The following is a 24,714-nucleotide window of genomic DNA, read 5'->3' as shown; positions in this document are numbered from 1 at the left end:
ATGCACTTTGAGGACTACAACAATGATTATTTACGGTGTGGCGTTTCTCGCCTTTTGTACGCTGGTGGGTATTTGGGTCGGTGAGCTGCTCGGCAAGTTGATCGGCGTGCCGGCCAACGTCGGCGGCGTCGGTATTGCGATGCTGCTGCTGATCGGGTTGGGCAGTTACCTGAACAAAAGCGGCTGGCTCAAAGGCAAGACCGAGCAGGGTGTCGAGTTCTGGAGTGCGATCTACATTCCGATTGTGGTCGCCATGGCGGCGCAACAAAACGTTTACGGCGCGCTGAAGGGCGGGCCGATGGCGATCCTCGCGGGAACGCTTGCCGTGGTCATCGCCTTTGCCTTGGTGCCGGTGCTGGTGCGCCTGGGTAACAAGGAACCGGCGCCGATCACACCTGCCAAGACTGCGGGGTGAGCGCCATGTACGAATCAATGATGAAAGTCATCACCGGCTACGGTTTGATCAGCGGTTTCCTGATTGTCGGCCTGACCATGTGGGTGTCGTACTGGATGTCCAACACCTTCACCAAGGGCCGTCTGCACGGCTCGGCCATCGCCATTTTGCTGGGACTGGTGCTGTCGTATGTCGGCGGTGCACTGACCGGTGGGCAGAAAGGCGTGGTGGATATTCCGCTGCTGTCGGGCATCGGTTTGCTCGGCGGCGCGATGCTGCGGGACTTCGCGATTGTTGCGACGGCGTTTGGCGTCAGCGTCGATGAGCTGAAGCGCGCCGGGTTTGTCGGGGTGCTGGCATTGTTTATCGGCGTGGGCACATCGTTCGTTGCCGGGGTCGGTGTGGCGATGGCGTTCGGTTACACCGATGCAGTGAGCCTGACCACCATTGGCGCAGGGGCGGTGACTTACATCGTCGGGCCGGTGACAGGCGCGGCGATTGGGGCGAGTTCCGAGGTGATGGCGCTGTCGATTGCGGCGGGGTTGATCAAAGCGATTCTGGTGATGGTGATGACGCCGTTCGTGGCGCCGATGATCGGCCTGAACAACCCGCGCAGTGCGGTGATCTTTGGCGGTTTGATGGGCACCTCCAGTGGCGTGGCCGGCGGGTTGGCGGCGACCGATCCGAAACTGGTGCCCTATGGCTGCCTGACGGCGGCGTTCTATACGGCGTTGGGTTGTTTGCTCGGGCCTTCGCTGTTGTTTCTACTGATGCGCGGGTTGATGGGCTAAGCCATCTGCTGTCTGGACTGACGCCTTCGCGAGCAGGCTCGCTCCCACACTTGGAATGCATTTCCCTGTGGGAGCGAGCCTGCTCGCGATTGGGACGACGCGGTCTCAGGCCTGGCGATTGGCATACATCCGACATTCCGCCAGCAACGCCAGCAGGTTCGGATCGCGCTCCTTGGCCTTCAGAAACACCACGCCGATGTGCTGCTGCAACCGGTACTTCTCCTGCAAAGGGATCAGCTTCACCCGATTCTCGTACACCGCCGCAATCCGTCCCGGCAGTAACGCGTAACCGACGCCCGAACTGACCATGCTCAGCAGGGTGAAGATGTCGTTCACCTGCATCGCCACTTTCGGCTCGAACCCTGCCTGCTTGAACACCCGCACACCGTCCTGATGCGTGGCAAAGCCCTGGGTCAAGGTGATGAACGTTTCATCGCGTACCTGCGCCAGATCGACTTCGGTGCGTTGGGCAAACGTGGAATCCGCCGGCGTGGCGAGGAAGATGTCATCGGAGAACAGCGGGATCTGCTCGCAGTCCGGGTCGTTGATGCTGTCGTCCAGCGACACCAGAATCGCGTCGACTTCCATGTTTTTCAGCTTGTAGAGCAGGTCGATGTTCGAGCCGAGGATCAGGTCGATGTTGAGTTCGCTGCGGCGTATCTTCAGGCCCATGATCAGTTGCGGCACGGTCTTCACCGTCAGCGAATACAGCGAGCCGAGCTTGAAGCGTTCGGCAGAGAATCCGGCGGCTTCGCGGGTCAGGCGTACGCTTTCGACGACATCATTGATCAGCTTCTGTGCGCGCTCTTCCAGCACATAAGCGCTTTCCAGCGGCGTCAGGTTGCGGCCTTCGTGCTTGAACAGCGGGCAGCGCAGGGCGCTTTCCAGTGAATGAATGGCGCGATGCACGCTGACGTTGCTGGTCTGTAACTCGGCAGCGGCGCGCGCCAGATTGCCGGTGCGCATGAAGGCGAGGAACACCTCGAGTTTTTTCAGGGTCAATTCTTCGTCGATCAGCATGGCGCGGACTCTTTTTGGTATCGGCCGATTGTGCCCAATTACCACGACATGTGCAGACCCGCGTTGAACAGAAACATTGCGCTTTTACGCTCAAGGCCCGAGCCTTGCGCGTTGCGGTAACGAATCGTGAGGTGAGCGACACATGTATCACGGGGAAAGACTCAACGCCTGGACGCATCTGGTCGGGGCGGTGGCAGCGTTTATCGGCGGTGTGTGGATGTTGGTGATTGCCAGTCTCGACGGCAGTCCGTGGAAGATTGTCAGCGTGGCGATTTACGCATTCACTCTGTTGGTGCTCTACAGCGCCTCGACCGTGTACCACAGCGTGCGCGGGCGTAAAAAAGCAATCATGAAAAAGGTTGATCACTTTTCGATCTACCTGTTGATTGCCGGCAGTTACACGCCGTTCTGTCTGGTGACGCTGCGCGGGCCGTGGGGCTGGACGCTGTTCGGCATCGTCTGGGGGCTGGCGTTGATCGGCATCCTGCAAGAGATCAAGCCACGCTCGGAGGCGCGGATCCTGTCGATCGTGATTTACGCGGTGATGGGCTGGATCGTGCTGGTGGCGGTCAAGCCGTTGATCGCGGCGCTGGGCACGACCGGGTTTGCCTGGCTGGCGTCGGGCGGTGTGTTGTACACCGTGGGGATCATCTTTTTTGCCCTTGATCACCGGTTGCGGCATGCGCACGGGATCTGGCACCTGTTTGTGATTGCCGGGAGTTTGCTGCACTTTGTGGCGATTCTGTTTTATGTCCTGTGAATGCAATGCTGGTGGGAGGGGGCTTGCTGCTGACATCTTTGTTGAATGACATACCGCATTCGGGAGCAAGCCCCCTCCCACAGTGAATCTTCTGTGTTCACAAAATGTGTGTTCACTGGAGATCTATTGTGGGAGCGGGCTTGCTCGCGAAGAGGCCCTAGAAATCACCCCAAAGTTGCTGGGCCACCGCCAATGCGACCACCGGTGCCGTCTCGGTACGCAATACACGTGGGCCAAGGCGCGCCGCGTGGAAACCGCTGCCCTTGGCCTGCTCGACTTCGGCGTCGGACAACCCGCCTTCCGGGCCGATGAGGAAGGCCAGGCTCGAAGGCTTGGCGTGACTCACCAACGGCTCCGCCACCGGATGCAGCACCAGTTTCAACTCGGCTTCGGTCTGCTTGATCCAGTCAGCCAACAACACTGGCGGATGAATCACCGGCACTCGCGAGCGCCCGCACTGCTCACAGGCACTGATCGCCACCTGACGCCAGTGCAGCAGGCGTTTGTCGGCGCGCTCATCCTTGAGCCGGACTTCGCAGCGGTCGCTGAAGATCGGGGTGATTTCATTCACGCCCAGCTCGGTGGCTTTCTGAATCGCCCAGTCCATGCGCTCACCCCGGGAAAGGCCCTGGCCGAGGTGAATGTGCAGCGGCGATTCGACCTGACCGGCGAATTGCTCGTCGATCTGCACGGTCACGCGCTTCTTGCCGACCTCCAGCAGGGCGCCCCGAAACTCATGGCCGGAGCCGTCAAACATCTGCACCGCATCGCCCTCGGCCATGCGCAGCACGCGGCTGATGTAATGCGCCTGGGCTTCCGGCAGTTCGTGTTCGCCAGTGCTCAGGGGCGCGTCGATAAAGAAGCGGGACAGTCTCATTTCGGGGTCTCTGGAAAGATGTGAATCAGTTGGATCGGTGTCGACTTCATTCGCGAGCAGGCTCGCTCCCACATTTGAAATGCATTCCCCTGTGGGAGCGAGCCTGCTCGCGAAAGCGCCAGTCCAGACACCGCAAATCTCAAGTAAGCCGAATCAGCCCGGATCGCGGAAACCGGGGTGGAAATCCTTCGGCACTGCCACGCTCACGCTGTCACGCGTAGCGATGTCGATGCCCTCACTAGCCACTTCGGCGAGGAAGTCGATTTGCTCCGGGGTGATCACGTACGGCGGCAGGAAATACACCACGCTGCCCAACGGCCGCAGCAACGCGCCACGCTCCAGCGCATGCTGGAACACCTTCAGGCCGCGCCGTTCCTGCCAGGGGTAGGCCTCTTTGGTGGCCTTATCCTTGACCATCTCGATCGCCAGGACCATGCCGGTCTGGCGCACTTCGGACACGTTCGGGTGATCGACCAGATGCGCGGTGGCCGAGGCCATGCGCTGGGCCAGGGCCTTGTTGTTCTCGATGACGTTGTCCTGCTCGAAGATATCCAGCGTCGCCAGTGCCGCCGCGCACGCCAGCGGGTTGCCGGTGTAGCTGTGCGAATGCAGGAAGGCGCGCAGGGTCGGGTAGTCGTCGTAGAACGCGCTGTAGACCTCGTCGGTGGTCAGGCACGCCGCCAGCGGCAGGTAGCCGCCGGTCAACGCTTTCGACAGGCAGAGGAAGTCCGGGCGGATGTCGGCCTGTTCGCAGGCGAACATCGTCCCGGTGCGGCCGAAGCCGACGGCGATTTCGTCGAGGATCAGGTGCACGCCATAACGGTCGCAGGATTCGCGCAGCAGCTTGAGGTACACCGGGTGGTACATGCGCATGCCGCCAGCGCCCTGAATCAACGGCTCGACGATGACTGCCGCGACGCTGTCATGATTTTCGGCCAGAGTCTGTTCCATGGCCGCGAACATGTTGCGCGAATGTTCTTCCCAGCTCATGCCTTCGGGACGCCCGTAGCAATCGGGGCTCGGCACCTTGATGGTGTCCATCAGCAGGGCTTTGTAGGTTTCGGTGAACAGCGGCACATCGCCGACGGCCATCGCTGCCATGGTTTCGCCGTGGTAGCTGTTGGTCAGGGTGACAAAGCGCTTTTTGTTCGGCTGGCCGCGATTGAGCCAGTAGTGAAAGCTCATTTTCAGCGCGACTTCGATGCAGGATGAACCGTTATCGGCGTAGAACACTCGGTTCAGGCCTTGCGGCGTCATCTTCACCAGACGTTCGGACAGTTCGATCACCGGCTGATGGCTGAATCCGGCCAGAATCACGTGCTCCAGTTGATCGACCTGATCCTTGATGCGCTGGTTGATGCGCGGGTTGGCGTGGCCGAACACGTTGACCCACCAGGAGCTGACGGCGTCGAGGTAGCGTTTGCCTTCGAAGTCTTCGAGCCACACGCCTTCACCGCGTTTGATCGGGATCAGCGGCAGCTGTTCGTGGTCTTTCATCTGGGTGCAGGGATGCCACAGCACGGCGAGGTCGCGTTGCATCCACTGGTTATTCAGGCCCATTTACAGTCTCCTCGAGGCGGCTCGCGTCAGGCGCGGGCAAACAATCGCGCAAGCCTATGCAATGCATCGCGCCGGGACAACCCATTGCGTCGATTGAGCTACTTTGTATGGGGCGATAGACGTCGCTGGCGGCGTTTTGATGGCTGACGTATTCTTCGCGGTTCTTTGGGTCGTCTGGCCCGCAAAACTGCTTTTTCCTACGTGTATTTCCGGAGTTCGCTGAATGTCTGTCGGTTGGCTGCGCGCCTGTGCGCTGGTGATGTTGGGGCTGTTCAGCGTTACGGCGCTGGCCAAGGATAAAACCGCAATCGTGATCGGCGGTGGCCTGTCGGGCCTGACCGCGGCTTACGAGCTGCAGAACAAGGGCTGGCAGGTCACGCTGCTGGAAGCCAAACCGAGCCTGGGTGGTCGTTCCGGCATGGCCACCAGCGAGTGGATCGGCAACGACAAGACCCAGCCAGTGCTGAACAAGTACGTCTCGACCTTCAAGCTGAGCACCACGCCGGCCCCTGAGTTCGTGCGCACACCGGGTTATCTGATCGACGGCGAGTATTTCTCTGCAGCCGATCTGGCGACGAAGCAGCCGGCCACCGCCGATGCCTTGAAGCGCTACCAGAAAACCCTCGACGATCTGGCGCGCTCGATCGACGATCCGCAAAACCCGGCCGCGACCAACACCCTGCATGCGCTGGACCAGATCAACGTGTCGAGCTGGCTCGACAAGCAGAACCTGCCGGCCACTGCACGTCAGCTGATCAACCAGGACATCCGCACTCACTACGACGAGCCTTCGCGCCTGTCGCTGCTGTATTTCGCCCAGCAGAACCGCGTGTATCGCGGCGTCGCTGACCGTGATCTGCGTGCCTCGCGTCTGGTGGGCGGCAGCCAGGTGCTGGCCCAGGCCTTCGTCAAGCAGATCAAGACCATCAAGACCAACTCGCCGGTTTCGGCCATCACTCAGGACAAGGACGGCGTGACCGTCAAGGTCGGCAGTGTGGGTTATCAGGCTGATTACGTGGTGCTGGCGGTGCCGTTGCGTGCACTGAACAAGATTGCGCTGACGCCAGCGCTGGACGCTCAGCATCTGGCCGCGATCAAGGGCACCAACTACGGCTGGCGTGACCAGATCATGCTCAAGTTCAAGACGCCAGTGTGGGAAAGCAAGGCGCGCATGTCCGGCGAGATCTACAGCAACGCAGGTTTAGGCATGCTCTGGATCGAACCAGCCCTCAAGGGCGGCGCCAACGTCGTCATCAACCTGTCCGGCGACAACGCTCGGGTGATGCAGGCGTTCGGCGACAAGCAGATGGTCGATCAGGTGCTGATCCGTCTGCACGCGTTTTATCCACAGGCCCGTGGCTCGTTCACCGGTTATGAAATCCGCCGCTACAGCACCGACCCGTCGATGGGCGGCGCTTACCTGGCTTACGGCCCGGGCCAGATCAGCAAGTTCTGGCGTCTGTGGGAGCGTCCGCTGCAACGCGTGACCTTCGCTGGCGAACACACCGACACCTTGTACCCGGGCACACTGGAAGGCGCACTGCGCACCGGCCAGCGTGCGGCCAGTCAGGTAGAAGACCTGGCAGCCGGCAAGTCGTTTGAACCGGTCAAAGTGGTTCCGGCTGCAGCAGCGGCAGGCGCGGCGGGTGCCGTGGCGGCGAAGAAGGGCAACTTCTTCAGCAACCTGTTCGGTGGCTCGGATGATGAGAAAAAACCAGAGCCAGTAAAGGCACCTGAGCCCGCTCCAGCGCCAGTGGCACCAGCGCCTGCACCGGCTCCAGCCCCTGCGCCAGCTCCGGTGGAAGCACCGAAGCCAGCGGCCCCGGTGAAAGCCGAGCCGGCGAAGAAAGCGGCGGCCAAGCCTGCGGCGAAGAAGCCTGCGGCCAAAACCGAGGCGAAAAAAGCCCCGGCCAAGCCAGCGGCGAAAAAAGCCGAACCGGCGAAGAAGCCAGCGGCTAAACCGGCAGCAACTCCGGCACCGGCGGCAAGCACCGACAGCAAAGCGCAGTAAGTCTTTGCGGTGAACGAAAAAGCGCGGCTTTCATGCCGCGCTTTTTTATTGCCTGCCAAACCAGGCTCGCACAGTTGGAATGCGTACACCCTGTGGGAGCGGGCTTGCTCGCGAAGAGGCCGGTTCCGGCAATACAAACTCCGGGTCTGTACGCAGCATTCTGCACCGCACTTTCCCCGTTAATCTTTCCTTAACCACTATGCTCAAGACTCTTGATCGTATTTCTCGATATTTCAAAGCAAAATTTTCCGCTTTAATTCGATAGATAACTCGCTAGTCTTGGTTCGCAGTTCTCACAGGATTTGGGCAATGCAGCTACGTAACTCTTCTTCACGCTATGGTTGGGTCAGCATCTTCATGCACTGGGGCGTGGCGCTGGCAGTCTTCGGGCTGTTTGCACTGGGTCTGTGGATGGTGGGGCTGGATTACTACAGCAGCTGGCGCAAAGACGCGCCGGATCTGCACAAGAGCATCGGTCTGGTGTTGTTGGGTGTGATGGTGTTGCGGGTGCTCTGGCGCTTTATCAGCCCACCGCCGCCAACACTGCAAAGCTACAGCCGGATGACCCGTATCGGCGCGAAGTTCGGCCACGGGTTTCTGTATCTCGCGCTGTTCGCTGTGATGATTGCCGGTTACCTGATTTCCACCGCAGACGGTGTCGGGATCCCGGTGTTTGGCCTGTTTGAAGTTCCTGCACTGGTCTCCGGGCTACCGGATCAGGCAGATACCGCTGGGGTGATTCATCTCTGGCTGGCGTGGGCGCTGGTAATTTTTTCCGGTCTCCATGCGTTGGCAGCATTGAAGCACCACTTTATCGATCGTGATGCGACCCTGACGCGAATGCTCGGTCGCAAAGCCTGAAATTCAACCTCGACTCAAAGGAAAAGAAAGCATGTTGAAAAAGACTCTGGCCGCTCTGGCAATCGGTTCGGCCGTACTGTCCGCGAACGTGATGGCTGCTGATTACACCGTCGACAAGGAAGGCCAGCACGCTTTCGTCGACTTCAAGATCAGCCACTTGGGCTACAGCTACATCACCGGTACCTTCAAGGACATCGACGGCAAGTTCAGCTTTGACGCTGCCAAGCCTGAAGACAGCAAAATCGAATTCAACGTGAAAACCGCCAGCGTGTTCACCAACCACGCCGAGCGCGACAAGCACATCGCCAGCAAAGACTTCCTGGACGTGGGCAAATACGCTGACGCCAAGTTCGTCTCCACCAGCGTCAAATCCACCGGCAAGAACGCTGCTGGCAAAGACACTGCTGACGTGACCGGTGACCTGACCCTGCACGGCGTGACCAAGCCGATCGTGGTCAAGGCTGTGTTCCTGGGTGAAGGCAAGGATCCATGGGGCGGCTACCGTGCCGGCTTCGAAGGCACCACCAGCATCAATCGCCAGGATTTCGGCAAGATGATGGATCTGGGCCCGGCATCCAACAACGTCGACCTGTACATCTCGTTTGAAGGTGTGAAAGCGAAGTAATTTTCGCCGTCATGCAAAAACGCCCCCGGTCGCAAGGCCGGGGGCGTTTTTTTTGTGTACTCAAAGCCCACATCACCACAAAACCCCTGTGGGAGCGGGCTTGCTCGCGAATACGGTGTGTCATTGAAAGGGATGTTGGCTGATCTGGCGCATTCGCGAGCAAGCCCGCTCCCACAGGGGAAGGTGTGTGTTGTGCATAAAAAATGCCCCGGCTCTTTCGAGTCGGGGCATTTTTCATGGCTGCGATAACTCAGCGATTGCGGGTCAGCAAGGCTGGTTTTTCGCCGCGCGGGCGGGTCGGCAGTTGATCGAGCTGCTCAGGTGTCGGGAAGCGGTCAGCCTTGGACTCCTTGTGCATGATCTTTGGCCCACTGCTGCGCGGATTCTGCACGGCCGGTTCGGCGCGTGGCTGATCGTCGCGAGCCGGGCGGCGGTTGCGCGAGGACTCGTCGCGACGGCCCTGGCCGTCACGCGGAGCACCATTGCGTGGGCCGTTGCGTTTGGCCGGCGGGGTGCCGGTGCTCGAACCGTTGCTGTTGCGCGGACCGTTCTGGCGACCCTGCGGCTGACCGCCACGGGGTGCGCCGGAACCTGCGCCCTGAGCTGGCGCGCCTGGACGGCGACCACGGCCACCGGCCGGGGCAGCTTTCGGCACGTAGTCAACGCGGTTACCGAAGTTATCGATATCGTCGTCGAGGAACTCGTCCGGTGCGCGATCAGCGGCGGCGCGTGGCGGCTGCGACGGCTGACGCTGTTCGCGGGCCGGGGTGCCTTCACGTGGTTTCTGCTGACGGGCAGGGCGCTCGCCGCGTTCACCGGCCGGTTTTTCCTTGCCCTTGTCTTTGCCTTTGTCTTTACGACCGCCGCCACCGCCGCCGCCATTCGGGCCGTCACCACGCGGGCCACGGGAGTTGCGCGGGTTGCGCATGTCCGGACGCTCACGCACTTCAGGCTTCTCGGCCTCGATGGTGCTGGCATCGAAGCCCATCAGGTCGCCGTCGGCGATTTTCTGCTTGGTCATGCGTTCGATGCTTTTCAGCAGTTTTTCTTCGTCCGGGGCAACCAGCGAGATTGCTTCGCCCGAACGACCGGCGCGGCCAGTACGGCCGATACGGTGCACGTAGTCTTCATCGACGTTCGGCAGTTCGAAGTTGACCACGTGTGGCAACTGGTCGATGTCCAGACCACGGGCGGCGATATCGGTTGCTACCAGGATGCGCACTTCACCGGCCTTGAAGTCGGCCAAGGCTTTGGTGCGCGCGTTCTGGCTCTTGTTACCGTGGATCGCCACAGCCGGCAGGCCGTGTTTGTCCAGGTACTCGGCCAGACGGTTGGCGCCGTGCTTGGTGCGGGTAAACACCAGCACCTGTTCCCAGGCGCCTGCGGTGATCAAGTGCGCCAGCAGGGCGCGCTTGTGGCTGGCCGGCAGACGGAACACGCGTTGCTCGATGCGCTCGACCGTGGTGTTCGGCGGCGTCACTTCGATGCGTTCCGGGTTGTGCAGCAGCTTGCCGGCAAGATCAGTGATGTCTTTGGAGAAGGTCGCCGAGAACAGCAGGTTCTGACGCTTGGCCGGCAGACGCGCGAGGACTTTCTTCACGTCGTGCACGAAACCCATGTCGAGCATGCGGTCGGCTTCGTCGAGGACGAGGATTTCGACGTGGGACAGGTCAACGCTGCCCTGGCCGCAGAGGTCGAGCAAACGACCCGGGCAGGCAACGAGCACGTCAACACCACGGGACATGGCCTGAACCTGTGGGTTCATGCCGACGCCGCCGAAGATGCAGGCGCTGACGAATTTCAGGTCACGGGCGTAGATCTTGAAGCTCTCGTGAACCTGGGCCGCGAGTTCGCGGGTCGGGGTCAGGACCAGTACGCGCGGTTGGCGCGGGCCATGACGCTGGGATTTGTCCGGGTGACCGTTGGGGAACAACCGCTCCAGGATCGGAAGGGCGAAACCGCCGGTTTTACCGGTACCTGTCTGTGCCGCAACCATCAGGTCGCGACCTTGCAACACGGCGGGAATGGCCCGCTGTTGCACCGGAGTAGGCTCGGTATAGCCCGCATCTTCGATGGCACGGACTAAAGCCTCGGAGAGACCGAGGGAAGCAAAGGACATGAGTAATCCTGTTTTAGTTAGGGCTTGGCCCAATGGGAGTCTTGCCTGGCGCGAATCGCGTTTAAGAGGACGCGACCCCGTCCGGTCCTGCTGCGGTCTCGAAGGCACGTCAGGAGCGCTCGCGCGGGCTGAAAAGCTGCGCTGTAGCGGGTCTAGAGGCCTGTTACGGTTCCGGGCGTCCGGGCGTGAGCCTGGCGGGAACGCCGGAGTATAACAGAGCAATCACTGCGCGCTGCTTTCCTGCTGCTCAACGGTTTTGCTGTCGGCCGAGGCATTGCCCAGCGGCGCGGTGCCAGCCGGCGCTGCGCCGTAACGTGCGCTGAGCTCGGCGTAGGCCGGTTCGCGCTTGAAACGCTTGAGTTCGGCGCCGAAACGCTGCACCAGCAGATCCATCCCGGCATTGCGGCGAACCGCCAGATATTGGCTCTGGCGGCTAATAACGGTAGGGTTTTCGGTGATCTGATCGCGGATATTCAACTGATCGAGCAAGTGCTGACCGACGCGGCGATCGGTGATCAGCAAGTCGATGCGCCCGCGCAGCAGTTTGCCGAAATTGGCCTCGTGGGTTGGCGCCGGTTCACGGGTGAACAACGTCGATTCCCTGAAATCCGGGCTGTACAGATACCCCGGCGAGGTGCCGATGGTCAGGCCTTTGAGGTCTTCGAGCTGGCGGAACGGGTGTGGCCGGTCGTTGGCGTAGAACATCACGAACTCGACGTCCGACAACGGTTCGATGGGGTAGAGCAGAGTGGCGTCGCGCTCGTCGCTGTGAAAGATGTCCAGAGCGCCGTCAGCCTGGCCGGTGTCGAGCATCGACAGGCAGCGCTTCCACGGCAGGAACTGCCATTCGACCTCGATTCCCAGGCGCTTGAACACGATGGCCGTGGTTTCGTAGTCCAGCCCGAGGTTTTTACCGCCCTCTTCGTAGACATAAGGCGCCCACGGCTCGGTGACAATACGCAACTTCTCGCCCCGAGCAGCAAAGCTCAGGCAAGCAAAAACCAGCACCGTGAATAACTGCGCGATCAAAGGCATGGCTTGAGATTACGACGAGAAACGCGAAAGAGCCAGAAAGTGGCTGTACAAGCTCTGTTTCGGGCGTTAAAAGCAAAAGATCGCAGCCTCTGACAGACTCCGCAGAGCCGGAAAACTGTCAAAAGTTGCGATCTTCAGGTCTTGCCCGGGTGTTGCTTAGCGCGGCAGCTTCAGGTTGTTCCAGATCGCCAGGCTCGGTTCGGCCTGGTTCATGGAATAGAAGTGCAGCCCCGGTGCGCCACCCTGCAGCAGGCGTTCGCACATTTCGCTGACGACCTGCTCGCCAAAGCGCTGAATGCTTTGGCTGTCGTCGCCGTAGGCTTCCAGTTGCTTGCGGATCCAGCGCGGAATTTCCGCACCGCAGGCATCGGAGAAACGCGCCAGCTTGCTGTAGTTGGTGATCGGCATGATCCCCGGCACGACCGGAATATCCACGCCCAGCGCCTGCAAACGTTCGACGAAGTAGAAGTAGCTGTCGGCGTTGAAGAAGTACTGGGTGATTGCGCTGTCGGCGCCGGCGCGAGCCTTGCGCACGAAGTTGGCAAGATCGTCTTCGTAGTTGCGCGCTTGCGGATGCATCTCCGGGTAAGCGGCGACTTCGATGTGGAAATGATCACCGGTTTCTTCACGAATGAATTCCACCAGTTCATTGGCGTGACGCAGCTCGCCGCTGGTCATGCCCATGCCGGACGGCAGGTCGCCGCGCAGCGCAACGATGCGCTTGATACCGGCTGCCTTGTATTCGTTCAGCAGGCCGCGCAGGTCGTCCTTGCTGTCGCCGACGCACGACAGGTGCGGTGCGGCCGGTACTTTGACTTCGCTTTCCAGTTGCAGAACGGTGTTGAGGGTGCGATCACGGGTCGAACCACCAGCGCCATAGGTGCAGGAAAAGAAGTCGGGGTTGTAAGTGGCCAGCTGACGGGCAGTGGCGAGCAGTTTTTCATGCCCAGCATCGGTCTTGGTCGGGAAGAACTCGAAGCTGTAGCGACGGTCTTGGGACATGGTCATACCCTTGGAAACAAGAACCTTCGAGGCGCTGCAATCCCATGTGGGAGCGAGCCTGCTCGCGAAAGCGTTGGGACAGACAACACGGATGTTGAATGTTAAGCCGCCTTCGCGAGCAGGCTCGCTCCCACAGGGATAGCGAGCAGTCAGCGCCTGTTAGTAGCGGTAAGCGTGCGGCTTGAACGGGCCTTCGACGGTCACGCCGATGTAGTCAGCCTGTTGCTTGGTCAGTTGAGTGACCACGCCGCCGAAGCCGCGAACCATTTCCAGGGCCACTTCTTCGTCGAGTTTCTTCGGCAGTACTTCAACGGTCAGGCGCTCGGCTTTCTGGGCTGGCGACAGGTCGGCGTACTTCTGGCCGAACAGGAAGATCTGTGCCAGAACCTGGTTGGCGAACGAACCGTCCATGATGCGGCTCGGGTGACCGGTGGCGTTGCCCAGGTTCACCAGACGGCCTTCGGCCAGCAGGATCAGGTAGTCGTCGTTCTGCGCGTCGAATGCGCCCGGGCCGGTACGGTGGATCTTGTGTACCTGTGGCTTCACTTCTTCCCATGCCCAGTTCTTGCGCATGAAAGCGGTGTCGATTTCGTTGTCGAAGTGACCAATGTTGCAGACAACAGCACGCTTCTTCAGCGCTTTGAGCATGTTGGCGTCGCAAACGTTGACGTTACCGGTGGTGGTCACGATCAGGTCGATCTTGCCCAGCAGCGCTTTGTCGATGCTGGCTTCGGTGCCGTCGTTGATGCCGTCGATGAACGGCGAAACCAGTTCGAAACCGTCCATGCAGGCTTGCATGGCGCAGATCGGGTCGACTTCGGAGACTTTGACGATCATGCCTTCCTGACGCAGGGACTGGGCCGAACCCTTGCCCACGTCACCGTAACCGATGACCAGCGCTTGCTTGCCGGACAGCAGGTGGTCGGTACCGCGCTTGATCGCATCGTTCAGGCTGTGACGGCAGCCGTACTTGTTGTCGTTCTTGGACTTGGTTACCGAGTCGTTGACGTTGATGGCCGGGATCTTCAGCTCGCCCTTGGCCAGCATGTCCAGCAGGCGGTGTACGCCGGTGGTGGTTTCTTCGGTCACGCCGTGAACGCGATCCAGCACCTGAGGGTACTTGTCGTGCAGCAGCTGAGTCAGGTCGCCGCCGTCGTCGAGGATCATGTTGGCGTCCCATGGCTGGCCATCTTTCAGGATGGTCTGCTCCAGGCACCACTCGTACTCTTCTTCAGTCTCGCCTTTCCAGGCGAAAACCGGGATGCCGGCAGCGGCGATGGACGCAGCAGCCTGATCCTGGGTGGAGAAAATGTTGCAGGACGACCAGCGTACTTCGGCACCCAGGGCAACCAGGGTTTCGATCAGCACGGCAGTCTGAATGGTCATGTGGATGCAGCCGAGGATTTTCGCGCCCTTGAGCGGCTGCTCGGAAGCGTACTTGCGGCGCAGACCCATCAGGGCCGGCATTTCCGATTCGGCGATGATGGTTTCGCGACGGCCCCAGGCAGCCAGGGACATGTCGGCAACTTTGTAATCGTTAAAATCGGCAGGCGTGATAACAGCGCTCATGAAGAGCCTCCATTCGTAATGTATGCGAATGGGCGCCGTTGTGCGTTTAGTGTCTGGCCTGAGCCAGTCAACGCCCTATCCGAGCCTGACAGGTTGAACCTGCTGCAGCGCCCCTCGGACAGGTGGCGGGAAAACGGTAGCAATTGAACGTTACCGTTTTGAAACGGGGGCGATTATAGCCGTCTAGACTGATCTTCCAAAGGGTTTCTGTCGGCCAAATGAAGATCGCTAATAGCGACCATAGTAGAAGGCTCATGGAGCCTGACCGCTCAGTCTGCCAAGATGGCCCCATCATTGGGCAAGACACTCAGGAGTGAAGATGAATTTCCACACCCGCAAATGGGTAAAACCCGAAGACCTGAACCCCAACGGCACCCTGTTCGGCGGCAGCCTGCTGCGCTGGATCGACGAGGAAGCGGCGATCTACGCCATCGTCCAGTTGGGCAATCAGCGCGTGGTGACCAAGTACATTTCCGAGATCAACTTCGTCAGCGCCTCGCGTCAGGGCGACATCATCGAACTGGGCATCACCGCCACCGAGTTCGGCCGTACCTCGATCACCCTGACTTGCGAGGTGCGCAACAAGATCACCCGCAAGAGCATCCTCACAGTCGAGAAGATGGTCTTCGTCAATCTCGGCGAAGACGGCCTGCCGGCGCCGCACGGGCGCACTGAAATCAAATATGTGAAAGATCAGTTTCAGGAAGATGAATTAGTCACCAAGTGACATCGGCGGTGCACCCTTCGCGAGCAAGCCCGCTCCCACATCAGACCGCGTGCTGCCCCGCAACTCGGTCAACTGTGGGAGCGGGCTTGCTCGCGAATGCGGTTTTGTATTCACCGAAGATTCATCTGCTCAGTGAACAGCTGTGAACGGCGGGGGTCGTAGCTGAAAGCCCCCCACTGGTTGCCACGCCATGACCACCCCCACCGACGGCAAGACCCCCGACCTCTCGGCCAAGGAGCAACACGAAGTCGAAAAAAACCAGCCGCCCCGCGCGGCGGTTCTGCATGAAATCATCCGCACCCAGGGCGATCAGGAGCTGGAGCGCAGCATTGCCGCGTTGTGGTGGTCGGCGCTGGCCGCCGGGCTGACGATGGGCCTGTCGCTGATGGGCATGGGTCTGCTCAACTCTCGCCTGCCTGAGGGTGACGAATTCAAGGTGATCGCCAGTTTCGGCTACTGCGCGGGTTTCCTCGCGGTGATCCTTGCACGCCAGCAGCTGTTCACCGAAAACACCCTGACCGCGGTCCTGCCGGTCATGACCAAACCGACGATACGCAACTTCGGCCGGCTGATCCGGCTATGGGGCGTCGTCCTGTTCGGCAATTTGTGCGGCACGATTCTGGTGGCGTACGTGATGCTCGAGTTGCCGATTTTCGACAGCAAGACCGACGCCGCCTTCCTCGAAATCGGCCGCAAGGTCATGGAGAACCACGCCAGCCAGATGTTCGCCAAGGGCATCGTCTCCGGCTGGATGATCGCCACCATGGTCTGGATGATCCCGTCCATGGAGAGCGCGAAGATGTGGATCATCATCCTCATCACCTACCTGATGGCGCTGGGCGACTTCACCCACATCGTGGTCGGTTCGGCGGAAGTGTCGTATCTGGTGTTTGCCGGCGAGCTGCCGTGGAGTGATTTCTGGATGGTGTTCGCCGGGCCGACGTTGGCGGGGAACATCATCGGCGGCAGTTTCATCTTCGCCCTGATCAGCCATGCGCAGATACGCAGCGAGAGCGGTGCGCCGAAAGACCCGGAAAAGCCGAAAGGGTCTGCGGACCAGGTTGAACAGCCTGATCCGCAGCAGATCAGAAAATGATCAGTGGTGCGCGGGCTCAGCCGCTGTGGCTGGCTCGTCACGGGTGGCGTGCTTGACCAGTTTGCCGATGGTCAGCCCCTGCAACAGGATTGACGACAGCACCACGATGTAGGTGATGCTCAGCAGCAGATCGCGCTCCGGGCCCAATGGCAGGGCCAGCGCCAGTGCCACCGAGACACCGCCGCGCAAGCCGCCCCAGGTCAGGATGCGGATGGTGCCGCGCGGCACCGTGCGCCAGCGACGCAGCAGAACGATGGCCGGGGCCACGGTGAGCAGGCGCGAGAGCAGAATCGCCACCGCCAGCAGGCTTGCCGCCGCCACGTGCAGCCAGTTGAACGGCAGCAGTAACAGCTCCAGACCGATCAGCGCGAACAGCAGGGCGTTGAGCATGTCGTCAAGCAACTCCCAGAAGCCGTCGAGGTACTTGCGGGTCATGTCGTTCATCGCCAGGTTGCGCCCCAGGTTACCGATGATCAGACCGGCCACCACCATCGCAATCGGTGCCGAGACGTGCACCTCGCTGGCCATCGCCGAACCGCCGATCACCAGCGCCAGGGTCAGCATCACCGTGATCTGATGCTGCTGGACGCTCTTGATCATCCGGTACACCAGATAGCCGATCAGCCCGCCGAACAGCACGCCGCCAATGGCTTCGTGAACGAACAGCATGGCCGTGGCACTGATCGTTGGCGTCTCGCCCAGTTGGGCGATGCCCAGCAGCACGGTGAACACCACCACCGCCGTGCCATCGTTGAACAGTGATTCACCGACAATGGTGGTTTTCAGCGGCTTGGAAGCATTGGCCGTACGCAATACGCCGAGCACCGCGATCGGGTCGGTCGGCGAAATCAGCGCGCCGAACAGCAGGCAGTACAGGAAGCTCACGTGCCAGCCGAACAGGGCAAAAATGTAATAGGCGAGGCTGCCGATCACGGCGGTGGCGATCAGCACGCCGAAGGTCGCCAGCAGGCCGATGGGCCAGCGGTAGCTGCGCAGGTCATTCAAGTTGACGTGCAGGGCGCCGGCGAACAGCAGGAATGACAGCATCCAGTTCATCAACAGATCGCCGAAGTCGATCTGGCCGATCAGTTGCTGCACGCGTTCTTCGAGGCCGGGGTAGCCGAGCACGCTCAGGCCTTGCAGCAACAGAGAGAACATCAGCGCGGTGACCATCACACCGATGGTCGGTGGCAGGCCGATGAAGCGGTAATTGACGAAAGTGAGGAGGGTGGTGAGGCAGATAAAAGCGGCTACGAGTTCAAGCATCCGGGGTCCTTTGGATGGGGGTGGAAAGACAGCGCCCCGATTCTTCGGCGCACAGATTGGATGGGCTGACTCGGGGTGGGGACACAATCACGTCCCCTCGGTTGGTCAGCCGCACACATTGGTGTAGGGTCAACAACAAAAAATCAAGGAGTGAAACGTGGCGGCGACAGTTCTGGTGTTGATAGCGGCGCTGTTGCATGCGGCGTGGAATACCTTGATCAAGTTCAGCGCCGAACGGTTGTTGGTGGTGGCTTGCATGGACACGGTGGCGCTGTTGTTCGTGGCGCTGGCGTCGCCCTTCATCAGCCTGCCGCCACTGGACATCTGGCCGTGGATTCTGGCTTCGGCGGCGTTCGAGCTGCTGTATCGCTATCTGTTGATTCAGGCTTATCGGGTCGGCGACCTCGGGCTGGTCTATCCTCTGATGCGCGGATTGTCGCCGCTGGTGGTGCTGGCGCTGACCCTGATCTTCGCCGGCGAAGTGCTCACTGCGCAGCAGATCTTCGGGATCATGCTGATTCCGTTGGGCATGGCCTGCCTGCTCTGGCAGGGCGGCGGCGGGAAGCATCTCCCCTGGTCGATGCTACCGGTGGTGGCACTGATCGGGCTGTGCATCGGTTGCTACACCTATATCGACGGTCAGGCCTTGCGGCGCTGGTCGCATCCGCTGGATTACCTGGTCTGGGTCACACTGCTCAGCGCCTGGCCGTTTCCGTTGCTCGCATGGGTCGCCAAACGCCCGGCGTTCCTGGTGTTCTGGCGCGAGCAATGGAAGCTGGGGCTGGCGGTCGGGTTCTGCGTGTTGTTCAGCTACGCTCTGGTGCTGTGGGCGATGCAGTTGGGGTCGATTGCCGAGGCGGCAGCATTGCGCGAGATCAGCGTGATCCTGGTGGTGCTGTTTGGCATGCGTTACCTCAAAGAACCTTTCGGCAGGCCGCGGCTCTTAGCCTGTGGGTTGGTATTGATCGGCATGCTGGTAATGAAGTTCTGACCGCCCGCCATTTTCCATCAATCAAAGAAGGACGGCTTTATGACGGTAGCTCTGTGGTGCGTGTTGATCGCGATTTTCCTGCCCTATATCTGCACCGGCGTGGCCAAGGCAGTGGGTGGCTACCGGCTGAGCGACAACCATGATCCTCGGGACTTTCTGGAAAGTCTGAACGGTGTGGCCCGCCGGGCGCATGCGGCGCAGTTGAACAGTTTCGAGGTGATGCCGGCATTCGCCATCGCGGTGATCGTCGCGCATCTGGTGGGCACCGCGCAGCTGGTGACGGTGAATGTGCTGGCGGTGATGTTTATCACCAGTCGCCTGCTGTACATCATCTGCTACCTGGCGGACTGGGCGATTCTGCGGTCGCTGGTGTGGTTTGTCGGGATGGGGCTGATTGCTTCGTTCTTCTTTGTGTCTGTCTGATTCTCGGGTGTTGCTGCCTGCCTCTTCGCGAGCAAGCCCGCTCCCACAGTAGTACACATGTTAACTGTGGGAGCGGGCTTGCTCGCGAAGGCGCTGAGGAACTTAAGGTTTGTCCTTCACCGTGTCGGCGACTTGCGGCACTTGCGGCAACGCCGCGCCTTTAGGCCAGAGCATCCAGATCTGTCCCTGCTGTTTCATGTCGCCGGCCAGTTGCCCGGCCGCATCGCCGGTGCCCCAGAACAGGTCCGCGCGAACCTCGCCGGCAATCGCGCCACCGGTGTCTTGCGCCGCCACTGGACGCACCAGTGCCGTGCCGTCAGGGCGGGTGGTGGACAGCCACAGCAGACTGCCCAACGGAATCACCTTGCGGTCCACCGCTGCGCTATAACCGGCCGTCAGCGGTACGTTCAGCGAGCCGCGTGGGCCTTCGTTGCTGTCCGGGTTGCGGGTGAAAAACACATAGCTCGGGTTGCTGCCGAGCAGTTCCGGAATGCGCGACGGGTTGGCCTTGGCCCAGTTGCTGATCGCGCTCATGGTCACGTCTTCCTTCTTCAGTTCTCCCTGTTCCACCAGCCAGCGGCCGATCGGTCGGTACGGGTGGCCGTTCTGGTCGGCGTAGGCGATGCGCAGTTGTTTGCCGTCCGCCGTCTGAATTCGCCCGGAGCCCTGAATCTGCAGGAATTGCAGGTTCATCGGATCGGTCAGGTACGCCACCACGGGGGCTTTGACGCCTTTGGACTCGATGGTCGCGGCGTCGTCATACGGCTTGAGCACGCGACCTTCGAGACGACCGCGCAGGCGCTTGCCCTTGAGCTCCGGATAAATGCTGTCCAGCGACACGATGATCATGTCTTCTGGCACGCCGTACACCGGCACGTTGGCGGCGTCGGTGGGCGTCAGGCTGCCGGGGTAGACCGGTTCGTAGTAACCGGTGATCAGACCGTTGGGGTTGTCATGCTCGGCGCGCAGGCCGAACACGTCGAGGTTCTGCTTGAGGAAACTGCGGATTTCGCTGGCGCTCTGCGGCACGTTGGCCGCGGCGGCGCAGGTGCCGCCCCAGACCGGGTCGGCCTTGAGTCGGGTGCAGGCGCTGCGCCATGAGCCGAAGCCGGCGACCAGATCGCTGTCGGACACGGCTGGCAAAGCTTCCCAGGTGGCGCTGGAGTAAGTGGCCAAGGCGTGGGTTTTCGGTTTGGCGGTGTCGCCGCCCGTGCAGCCGGCGAGGATTGCCAGCAGCGGAAGGGTTGCGATCAGAGGGTGACGCCAGGCCTTGAAGCGGCTGTTCATGGAGTGATTCCTGTGCCGGTTGCCCGAGTGCTCCATGCGCTCAGGCAACCCGTATTTTTAATAGGGCTATTGGTGTTTGTCGGCGACGCGAGGATACTGGCCGCCGAATTCCGTGACCTGAAGCCACCATGACTCTTAAAAGAATTTCTGTTGTATTGCTGGCCTGTCTGACCTTGTCCGCCTGTGGCGGTGTCGATCCGAATTCGCCGCTGGGACAACGCAAGGCGATCTTCAAGCAGATGCTCAAGACCGGCGAAGAGCTGGGCGGCATGCTGCGTGGACGCATTCCGTTCGACGGACCGAAATTCGCCGACGGTGCGGTGAAACTCGATGCGTTGTCCCATGAACCGTGGAAGCATTTCCCGCAGGTGCGCGAAGAAGATCACACCAGTGCCAAGGATGATGTCTGGCTGCGTCAGGCACGCTTTCAGGAACTGGCCCGCAACCTTGAGGCAACCACCGGTGAATTGGTGAGCGTCAGCAAGGTCCAGCCGTACAAGGCCAGCAACCTGGGGCCTGCCGTGCAGAAAGTTGAAGATGCCTGCAGCGCTTGCCATAAAGAGTTTCGGGATCATTGATCTCTGTTGTTTGAGATGAAGCCTTCGCGAGCGAGCCCGCTCCCACATTGGATTTGTGAGGTTCACACAATCCCTGTGGGAGCGGGCTCGCTCGCGAAGAGAGCATCAAATTCACCGCATGCCGGTTACTTGTCCAATTGGTCCAGCGCGTCCTGCAGCTCCTTGCGCGACTCGGCGAGCTTGTTCTTGCGCTTGTCGATCTTCTCCGGATCGCCTTTCTTCATCGCCTTGTCGAGATCAGCCTGACGCTTGCTGACTTCGTGCTTGGCATCCAGCACCTTGTTCTCGCGTTCTTTCTTCAGACCGGCATCGGTGCAGTTCTTTGTCACTTCATCCAGTGCCGTTTGCAAGCCGGCCTGCTGATCGGCGTTGCCGCGGGACTTGGCCTGTTCGATCTGGTTGATGATGCCCTGCTTCTTGGCGGCGCAACCGGTCAGCCCCGGGGCGTCTTCGTCGGCCATCACGGGGGCGGCCATCACGGCGCAGAGGGTCAGCAGGGCGAGCGGTGAAAGAAGTTTCATAAAAGCTCCATGTGCAAAGGCAATCGGGTCAGTCGGGCGCTGCGCAGTTGGAGCGCCTCGGCGGCCCTTGGGTTCCCGGCGTGCGGGGATTGCATGTTCAGAAACCGTCGATTCCGGCGGCATGTAATTGTTCGCTGATGGCCAGCACCTGCGGGTCGCGAAAGAATGCGCTCAATTGCGCTGCGCGTCCGGGGCCGATACCGGCTTCAGCCTGCCATTGTTCGGTGTCGCGTTGTGCCAGCGCCTGCCAGGAATCAGCGAGTGGTGCCTGCCCTGTTGGCGGCAAGCCCAAGGCTTTGAGCCATTGGGCGAAGGGCCGTTGGCGGGCGCTGTGAAAACTGTTCATAAGGCGTTCGCTACTAAGCTCGCCGAAGCCGGCAATGTTAGCAAGCTCTGGCGCGTCGAGGGTCAACCAATCCAGCAGGTTGTTTACGCGGCGTGTTTCGAGAAGTTTCTTCCAGGTGCCGTGACCGACATGCTGCATCGCCAGTCCCTGTTTGCCGCTGAGCCAGGTCAAACGGGCGAGAAACTGGCTTTCACAGCCGGGGGTCGGTTGCCAGCAGCTCAAGTTGTGGAAGTCAGCGGCGTTGGGGATATTGATGTCTGCCCGCTCGGTGGTGCGCAGCACGACGCTGTCGAGCCGTGGAATGGTCAGGCCGGCGAGGCTGATGGCAACCTGATCGCCGGGACGAATATCCAGCGCTTGCCAGCGTGTCAATGAGTTGGCACTGACCCGTTTGATCTCTCGGTCATCCAGCATGACCGGGTTCAGCTCGATCACCGGCGTGATACGGCCGGTGCGGCCGATCTTGAAGTTGACCTCGCGGACTTCAGCCAGCGCTTGCGCAAAAGGGTATTTCCAGGCGATGGCCCAGTAGGGGGCACGTGCCTGCCAGCGTTCGGCGGATGGGCGCTGACCCTGACGCAAAACCACGCCGTCGGTGGCAAACGGCAGGGGCGAGTGATACCAGTGGTCGCGCCACTTCTGCGCCTCGGCGAAGTCGCTGACGGGTTGGCTGTACGGCTCGATTGCGGCGAAACCCAGTGCCGTCAGTCTGGCTATTCGTTCGGGCAAATTCACAGGCCCTTGTGGCCAGTCCCAAACGAATAATCCGATGCCGGCGGCTTGTTCGGCATCAAGCGATTTTCGTCCCATCAGACCTGCCACGGTAGCGCGAGCGTTGACGCTGCCGGATCGGGTCTGCACGTGTTCGTTAAGGCGCCAGTAGAGTTCGCCTTGCACCAGCAGATCCAGCGGTTGTGTCAGGCGCTGAGGAATGGCGCCGATCTTCTGCGCTGATGGCGTCCAGTCCTGTCCACGAACACCGTCGCCACGACTGATTGCCTGATGCAGAACGCCTTCTCGATAAATCAGCGTCACCGCGACGCCGTCGATCTTGGGTTGTACCCAGACATCCCGGCGGTCGCGCAGCCACGTTTCCACGGCAGCCGCCTCGTGCACCTTATCCAGACCGGTATGGGCGATGGGGTGTGCGATTGAGCCTGGGGCCGTGCGCAAGGGATCGGGTGGCGAGGGCAACTTGAAGCACTCTCGCCATTGGTTCAAGCGTATGCGCGATTGGTCGTAGAGTTCGTCGGCAATCAGCGAGCGGCCTTCGCGGTGATAGGCGTCGTCCCATTGGTCGAGCTGTTTTTGCAGGGCGCTGATTTCGTTGGTTGCCTTGGCGGCAGACCAGTCGGGGCAGGCGGCGTAAGCGGTCAGGTGGGTGACACTCAGCACAAGAACTGAAAACAGGCGCAGCGTGGCAAGCATGGTGAGCGTCCTTGCTCAGGGGGAATGCTTGAAGGCTAGTCAGGATTTGGAGCAGCACCGGGTGGGTGTTTTGCATCGTGTTTCAGGCTGAAACTCAGGTCGCCAGAGCTGGCCTCTTCGCGGGCAAGCCCGCTCCCACAGGGGTCTTTGTTTGTGTTCAAGGTGGTATTGCAGGCATGAAAAAGCCCCGCACGGCGCGAACCGTGCGGGGCTTTTTGTGCAGCCGGGGAAGTCTTACAGACCAGCAGCGGAACGCAGGGCGTCGGCGCGGTCGGTTTTTTCCCAGGTGAAGGTGGTGAAGGTGTCTTCGCCAACAGTCTTGGTCTGCGGTGCGCGACCGAAGTGGCCGTAGGCTGCAGTTTCCTGGTACATCGGGTGCAGCAGATCGAGCATGGTGGTGATTGCGTATGGACGCAGGTCGAACACTTCACGTACCAGCTTGATGATCTTGTCATCGCTGATCTTGCCGGTGCCGAAGGTGTTCAGCGAGATCGAAGTCGGCTGAGCGACACCGATGGCGTAGGACACCTGGATCTCGCAACGCTCGGCCAGGCCGGCCGCGACGATGTTCTTGGCAACATAACGGCCAGCGTAGGCAGCCGAGCGGTCAACCTTCGATGGATCTTTGCCGGAGAACGCGCCACCGCCGTGACGGGCCATGCCGCCGTAGCTGTCGACGATGATCTTGCGGCCGGTCAGACCGCAGTCACCTACCGGGCCGCCAATGATGAACTGGCCGGTCGGGTTGATGTGGAACTGGGTGTCCTTGCTCAGCAGTTCGGCAGGCAGCACGTGCTTGACGATCAGCTCCATCACGCCTTCGCGCAGGTCTTTGTACGACACTTCAGGGTTGTGCTGGGTCGACAGAACCACGGCGTCGATACCAACAACCTTGCCGCCTTCGTAACGGCAAGTCACTTGCGACTTGGCGTCTGGACGCAGCCAAGGCAACAGGCCCGATTTACGGGCTTCGGCCTGGCGCTGCACCAGTTGGTGCGAGAAGGTGATCGGCGCAGGCATCAGCACTTCGGTTTCATTGCTGGCGTAGCCGAACATCAGGCCCTGGTCGCCGGCGCCCTGATCTTCAGGCTTGGCGCGGTCAACACCCTGGTTGATGTCAGGGGACTGCTTGCCGATGATGTTCATCACGCCGCAGGTGGCGCCGTCGAAGCCGACTTCGGAGCTGGTGTAGCCGATGTCGCAGATGACGTCACGAACGATCTGCTCCAGGTCGACCCAGGCGCTGGTGGTCACTTCACCGGCAACGATGGCCACGCCGGTCTTGACCAGGGTTTCCACGGCAACGCGTGCGTGTTTGTCCTGGGCAATAATGGCGTCCAGCACCGCATCGGAAATCTGGTCGGCGATTTTGTCCGGATGTCCTTCAGACACGGACTCGGAGGTGAAGAGGGAGTATTCGCTCATCT

General features: G+C 60.8%; 23 protein-coding genes and 1 riboswitch. Of the genes, 11 read left to right on the top strand and 12 right to left on the bottom strand.

The window, feature by feature from the left end:
- Positions 1 to 22: 22 nt before the first annotated feature.
- Both madL and madM read left to right on the top strand, forming a co-directional pair.
- On the top strand, positions 23 to 415 hold the full coding sequence (madL, locus tag AC0J41_RS24505; protein WP_025109166.1) for a malonate transporter subunit MadL: 393 nt from the start codon (positions 23 to 25) through the stop codon (positions 413 to 415).
- 5 nt (positions 416 to 420) lie between these two features.
- Positions 421 to 1,185, top strand: coding sequence for a malonate transporter subunit MadM (madM, locus tag AC0J41_RS24500; protein WP_473013818.1), 765 nt, complete (start codon positions 421 to 423; stop codon positions 1,183 to 1,185).
- Positions 1,186 to 1,290: 105 nt separating this feature from the next.
- Here madM and AC0J41_RS24495 read toward each other — a convergent pair whose 3' ends face one another.
- Complete coding sequence (locus AC0J41_RS24495) at positions 1,291 to 2,205, bottom strand: LysR family transcriptional regulator (RefSeq protein ID WP_473013817.1); 915 nt, start codon at positions 2,203 to 2,205, stop codon at positions 1,291 to 1,293.
- 142 nt (positions 2,206 to 2,347) lie between these two features.
- Here AC0J41_RS24495 and trhA point away from each other — a divergent pair, with 142 nt between their 5' ends.
- Positions 2,348 to 2,965 (top strand): PAQR family membrane homeostasis protein TrhA, encoded by a 618-nt coding sequence (gene trhA / locus AC0J41_RS24490; protein WP_025109169.1) that lies wholly within the window; start codon positions 2,348 to 2,350, stop codon positions 2,963 to 2,965.
- Positions 2,966 to 3,122: 157 nt separating this feature from the next.
- Here the strand turns inward: trhA and AC0J41_RS24485 are convergent, their stop codons facing one another.
- Positions 3,123 to 3,842: a 16S rRNA (uracil(1498)-N(3))-methyltransferase gene (locus AC0J41_RS24485; RefSeq protein WP_473013816.1), complete on the bottom strand. Its 720-nt coding sequence runs from the start codon at positions 3,840 to 3,842 to the stop codon at positions 3,123 to 3,125.
- Positions 3,843 to 3,995: 153 nt separating this feature from the next.
- Positions 3,996 to 5,402, bottom strand: coding sequence for an adenosylmethionine--8-amino-7-oxononanoate transaminase (locus AC0J41_RS24480; protein WP_473013815.1), 1,407 nt, complete (start codon positions 5,400 to 5,402; stop codon positions 3,996 to 3,998).
- A gap of 223 nt (positions 5,403 to 5,625) precedes the next feature.
- On the opposite strand from AC0J41_RS24480, the gene AC0J41_RS24475 reads away from it, so the two are divergent.
- From AC0J41_RS24475 to AC0J41_RS24465, 3 genes are all read left to right on the top strand, one after another.
- Complete coding sequence (locus AC0J41_RS24475) at positions 5,626 to 7,413, top strand: flavin monoamine oxidase family protein (protein WP_025109172.1); 1,788 nt, start codon at positions 5,626 to 5,628, stop codon at positions 7,411 to 7,413.
- 309 nt (positions 7,414 to 7,722) lie between these two features.
- Positions 7,723 to 8,274, top strand: a complete 552-nt coding sequence (locus AC0J41_RS24470) for a cytochrome b (RefSeq protein WP_025109173.1) — start codon at positions 7,723 to 7,725, stop codon at positions 8,272 to 8,274.
- A 31-nt stretch (positions 8,275 to 8,305) separates the two neighbouring features.
- Complete coding sequence (locus AC0J41_RS24465) at positions 8,306 to 8,899, top strand: YceI family protein (RefSeq protein WP_473013814.1); 594 nt, start codon at positions 8,306 to 8,308, stop codon at positions 8,897 to 8,899.
- A 250-nt stretch (positions 8,900 to 9,149) separates the two neighbouring features.
- Here AC0J41_RS24465 and AC0J41_RS24460 read toward each other — a convergent pair whose 3' ends face one another.
- The 4 genes from AC0J41_RS24460 to ahcY form a co-directional block, all read right to left on the bottom strand.
- Positions 9,150 to 11,018: a DEAD/DEAH box helicase gene (locus AC0J41_RS24460; protein WP_473013813.1), complete on the bottom strand. Its 1,869-nt coding sequence runs from the start codon at positions 11,016 to 11,018 to the stop codon at positions 9,150 to 9,152.
- A gap of 222 nt (positions 11,019 to 11,240) precedes the next feature.
- Positions 11,241 to 12,053, bottom strand: a complete 813-nt coding sequence (locus AC0J41_RS24455) for a substrate-binding periplasmic protein (RefSeq protein ID WP_473013812.1) — start codon at positions 12,051 to 12,053, stop codon at positions 11,241 to 11,243.
- Between the two features lie 156 nt (positions 12,054 to 12,209).
- A complete protein-coding gene (metF, locus tag AC0J41_RS24450; RefSeq protein ID WP_025109177.1) occupies positions 12,210 to 13,055 on the bottom strand; it encodes a methylenetetrahydrofolate reductase [NAD(P)H] in 846 nt (281 codons plus the stop codon).
- Between the two features lie 159 nt (positions 13,056 to 13,214).
- Positions 13,215 to 14,624 carry an adenosylhomocysteinase gene (gene ahcY, locus AC0J41_RS24445; RefSeq protein WP_007959684.1) on the bottom strand — a complete coding sequence of 470 codons (1,410 nt, stop codon included), beginning with the start codon at positions 14,622 to 14,624 and terminating at the stop codon, positions 13,215 to 13,217.
- Between the two features lie 23 nt (positions 14,625 to 14,647).
- A riboswitch (S-adenosyl-L-homocysteine riboswitch) is annotated at positions 14,648 to 14,746 on the bottom strand.
- A 197-nt stretch (positions 14,747 to 14,943) separates the two neighbouring features.
- On the opposite strand from ahcY, the gene AC0J41_RS24440 reads away from it, so the two are divergent.
- Positions 14,944 to 15,351 carry an acyl-CoA thioesterase gene (locus AC0J41_RS24440; RefSeq protein ID WP_016984776.1) on the top strand — a complete coding sequence of 136 codons (408 nt, stop codon included), beginning with the start codon at positions 14,944 to 14,946 and terminating at the stop codon, positions 15,349 to 15,351.
- Between the two features lie 190 nt (positions 15,352 to 15,541).
- Complete coding sequence (locus AC0J41_RS24435) at positions 15,542 to 16,447, top strand: formate/nitrite transporter family protein (RefSeq protein ID WP_473013811.1); 906 nt, start codon at positions 15,542 to 15,544, stop codon at positions 16,445 to 16,447.
- Here AC0J41_RS24435 and AC0J41_RS24430 read toward each other — a convergent pair whose 3' ends face one another.
- The gene (locus tag AC0J41_RS24430; RefSeq protein WP_025109179.1) at positions 16,448 to 17,713 is read right to left on the bottom strand and encodes a cation:proton antiporter; all 1,266 of its coding nucleotides are present in this window, start codon (positions 17,711 to 17,713) and stop codon (positions 16,448 to 16,450) included. It lies immediately after the preceding gene.
- A gap of 157 nt (positions 17,714 to 17,870) precedes the next feature.
- Between AC0J41_RS24430 and AC0J41_RS24425 the strand changes: the two genes are divergently transcribed.
- Together AC0J41_RS24425 and AC0J41_RS24420 are read left to right on the top strand one after the other, a co-directional pair.
- On the top strand, positions 17,871 to 18,704 hold the full coding sequence (locus AC0J41_RS24425) for an EamA family transporter (protein WP_025109180.1): 834 nt from the start codon (positions 17,871 to 17,873) through the stop codon (positions 18,702 to 18,704).
- Positions 18,705 to 18,743: 39 nt separating this feature from the next.
- The gene (locus tag AC0J41_RS24420; protein WP_473013810.1) at positions 18,744 to 19,127 is read left to right on the top strand and encodes an MAPEG family protein; all 384 of its coding nucleotides are present in this window, start codon (positions 18,744 to 18,746) and stop codon (positions 19,125 to 19,127) included.
- 102 nt (positions 19,128 to 19,229) lie between these two features.
- Here the strand turns inward: AC0J41_RS24420 and mltA are convergent, their stop codons facing one another.
- A complete protein-coding gene (mltA, locus tag AC0J41_RS24415) occupies positions 19,230 to 20,414 on the bottom strand; it encodes a murein transglycosylase A (protein WP_473013809.1) in 1,185 nt (394 codons plus the stop codon).
- Between the two features lie 128 nt (positions 20,415 to 20,542).
- On the opposite strand from mltA, the gene AC0J41_RS24410 reads away from it, so the two are divergent.
- The gene (locus AC0J41_RS24410) at positions 20,543 to 20,992 is read left to right on the top strand and encodes a c-type cytochrome (protein WP_025109183.1); all 450 of its coding nucleotides are present in this window, start codon (positions 20,543 to 20,545) and stop codon (positions 20,990 to 20,992) included.
- A gap of 125 nt (positions 20,993 to 21,117) precedes the next feature.
- Here AC0J41_RS24410 and AC0J41_RS24405 read toward each other — a convergent pair whose 3' ends face one another.
- The 3 genes from AC0J41_RS24405 to metK form a co-directional block, all read right to left on the bottom strand.
- The gene (locus tag AC0J41_RS24405) at positions 21,118 to 21,513 is read right to left on the bottom strand and encodes a DUF1090 domain-containing protein (protein ID WP_025109184.1); all 396 of its coding nucleotides are present in this window, start codon (positions 21,511 to 21,513) and stop codon (positions 21,118 to 21,120) included.
- A 97-nt stretch (positions 21,514 to 21,610) separates the two neighbouring features.
- Complete coding sequence (gene ligB / locus AC0J41_RS24400) at positions 21,611 to 23,287, bottom strand: NAD-dependent DNA ligase LigB (protein ID WP_473013808.1); 1,677 nt, start codon at positions 23,285 to 23,287, stop codon at positions 21,611 to 21,613.
- 234 nt (positions 23,288 to 23,521) lie between these two features.
- Positions 23,522 to 24,712: a methionine adenosyltransferase gene (gene metK / locus AC0J41_RS24395; protein WP_025109186.1), complete on the bottom strand. Its 1,191-nt coding sequence runs from the start codon at positions 24,710 to 24,712 to the stop codon at positions 23,522 to 23,524.
- Positions 24,713 to 24,714: the final 2 nt, after the last annotated feature.

The sequence above is a fragment of the Pseudomonas sp. Arb-4-2C genome (assembly GCF_055755015.1).
This window is presented reverse-complemented; position numbering and strand designations above follow the sequence as displayed.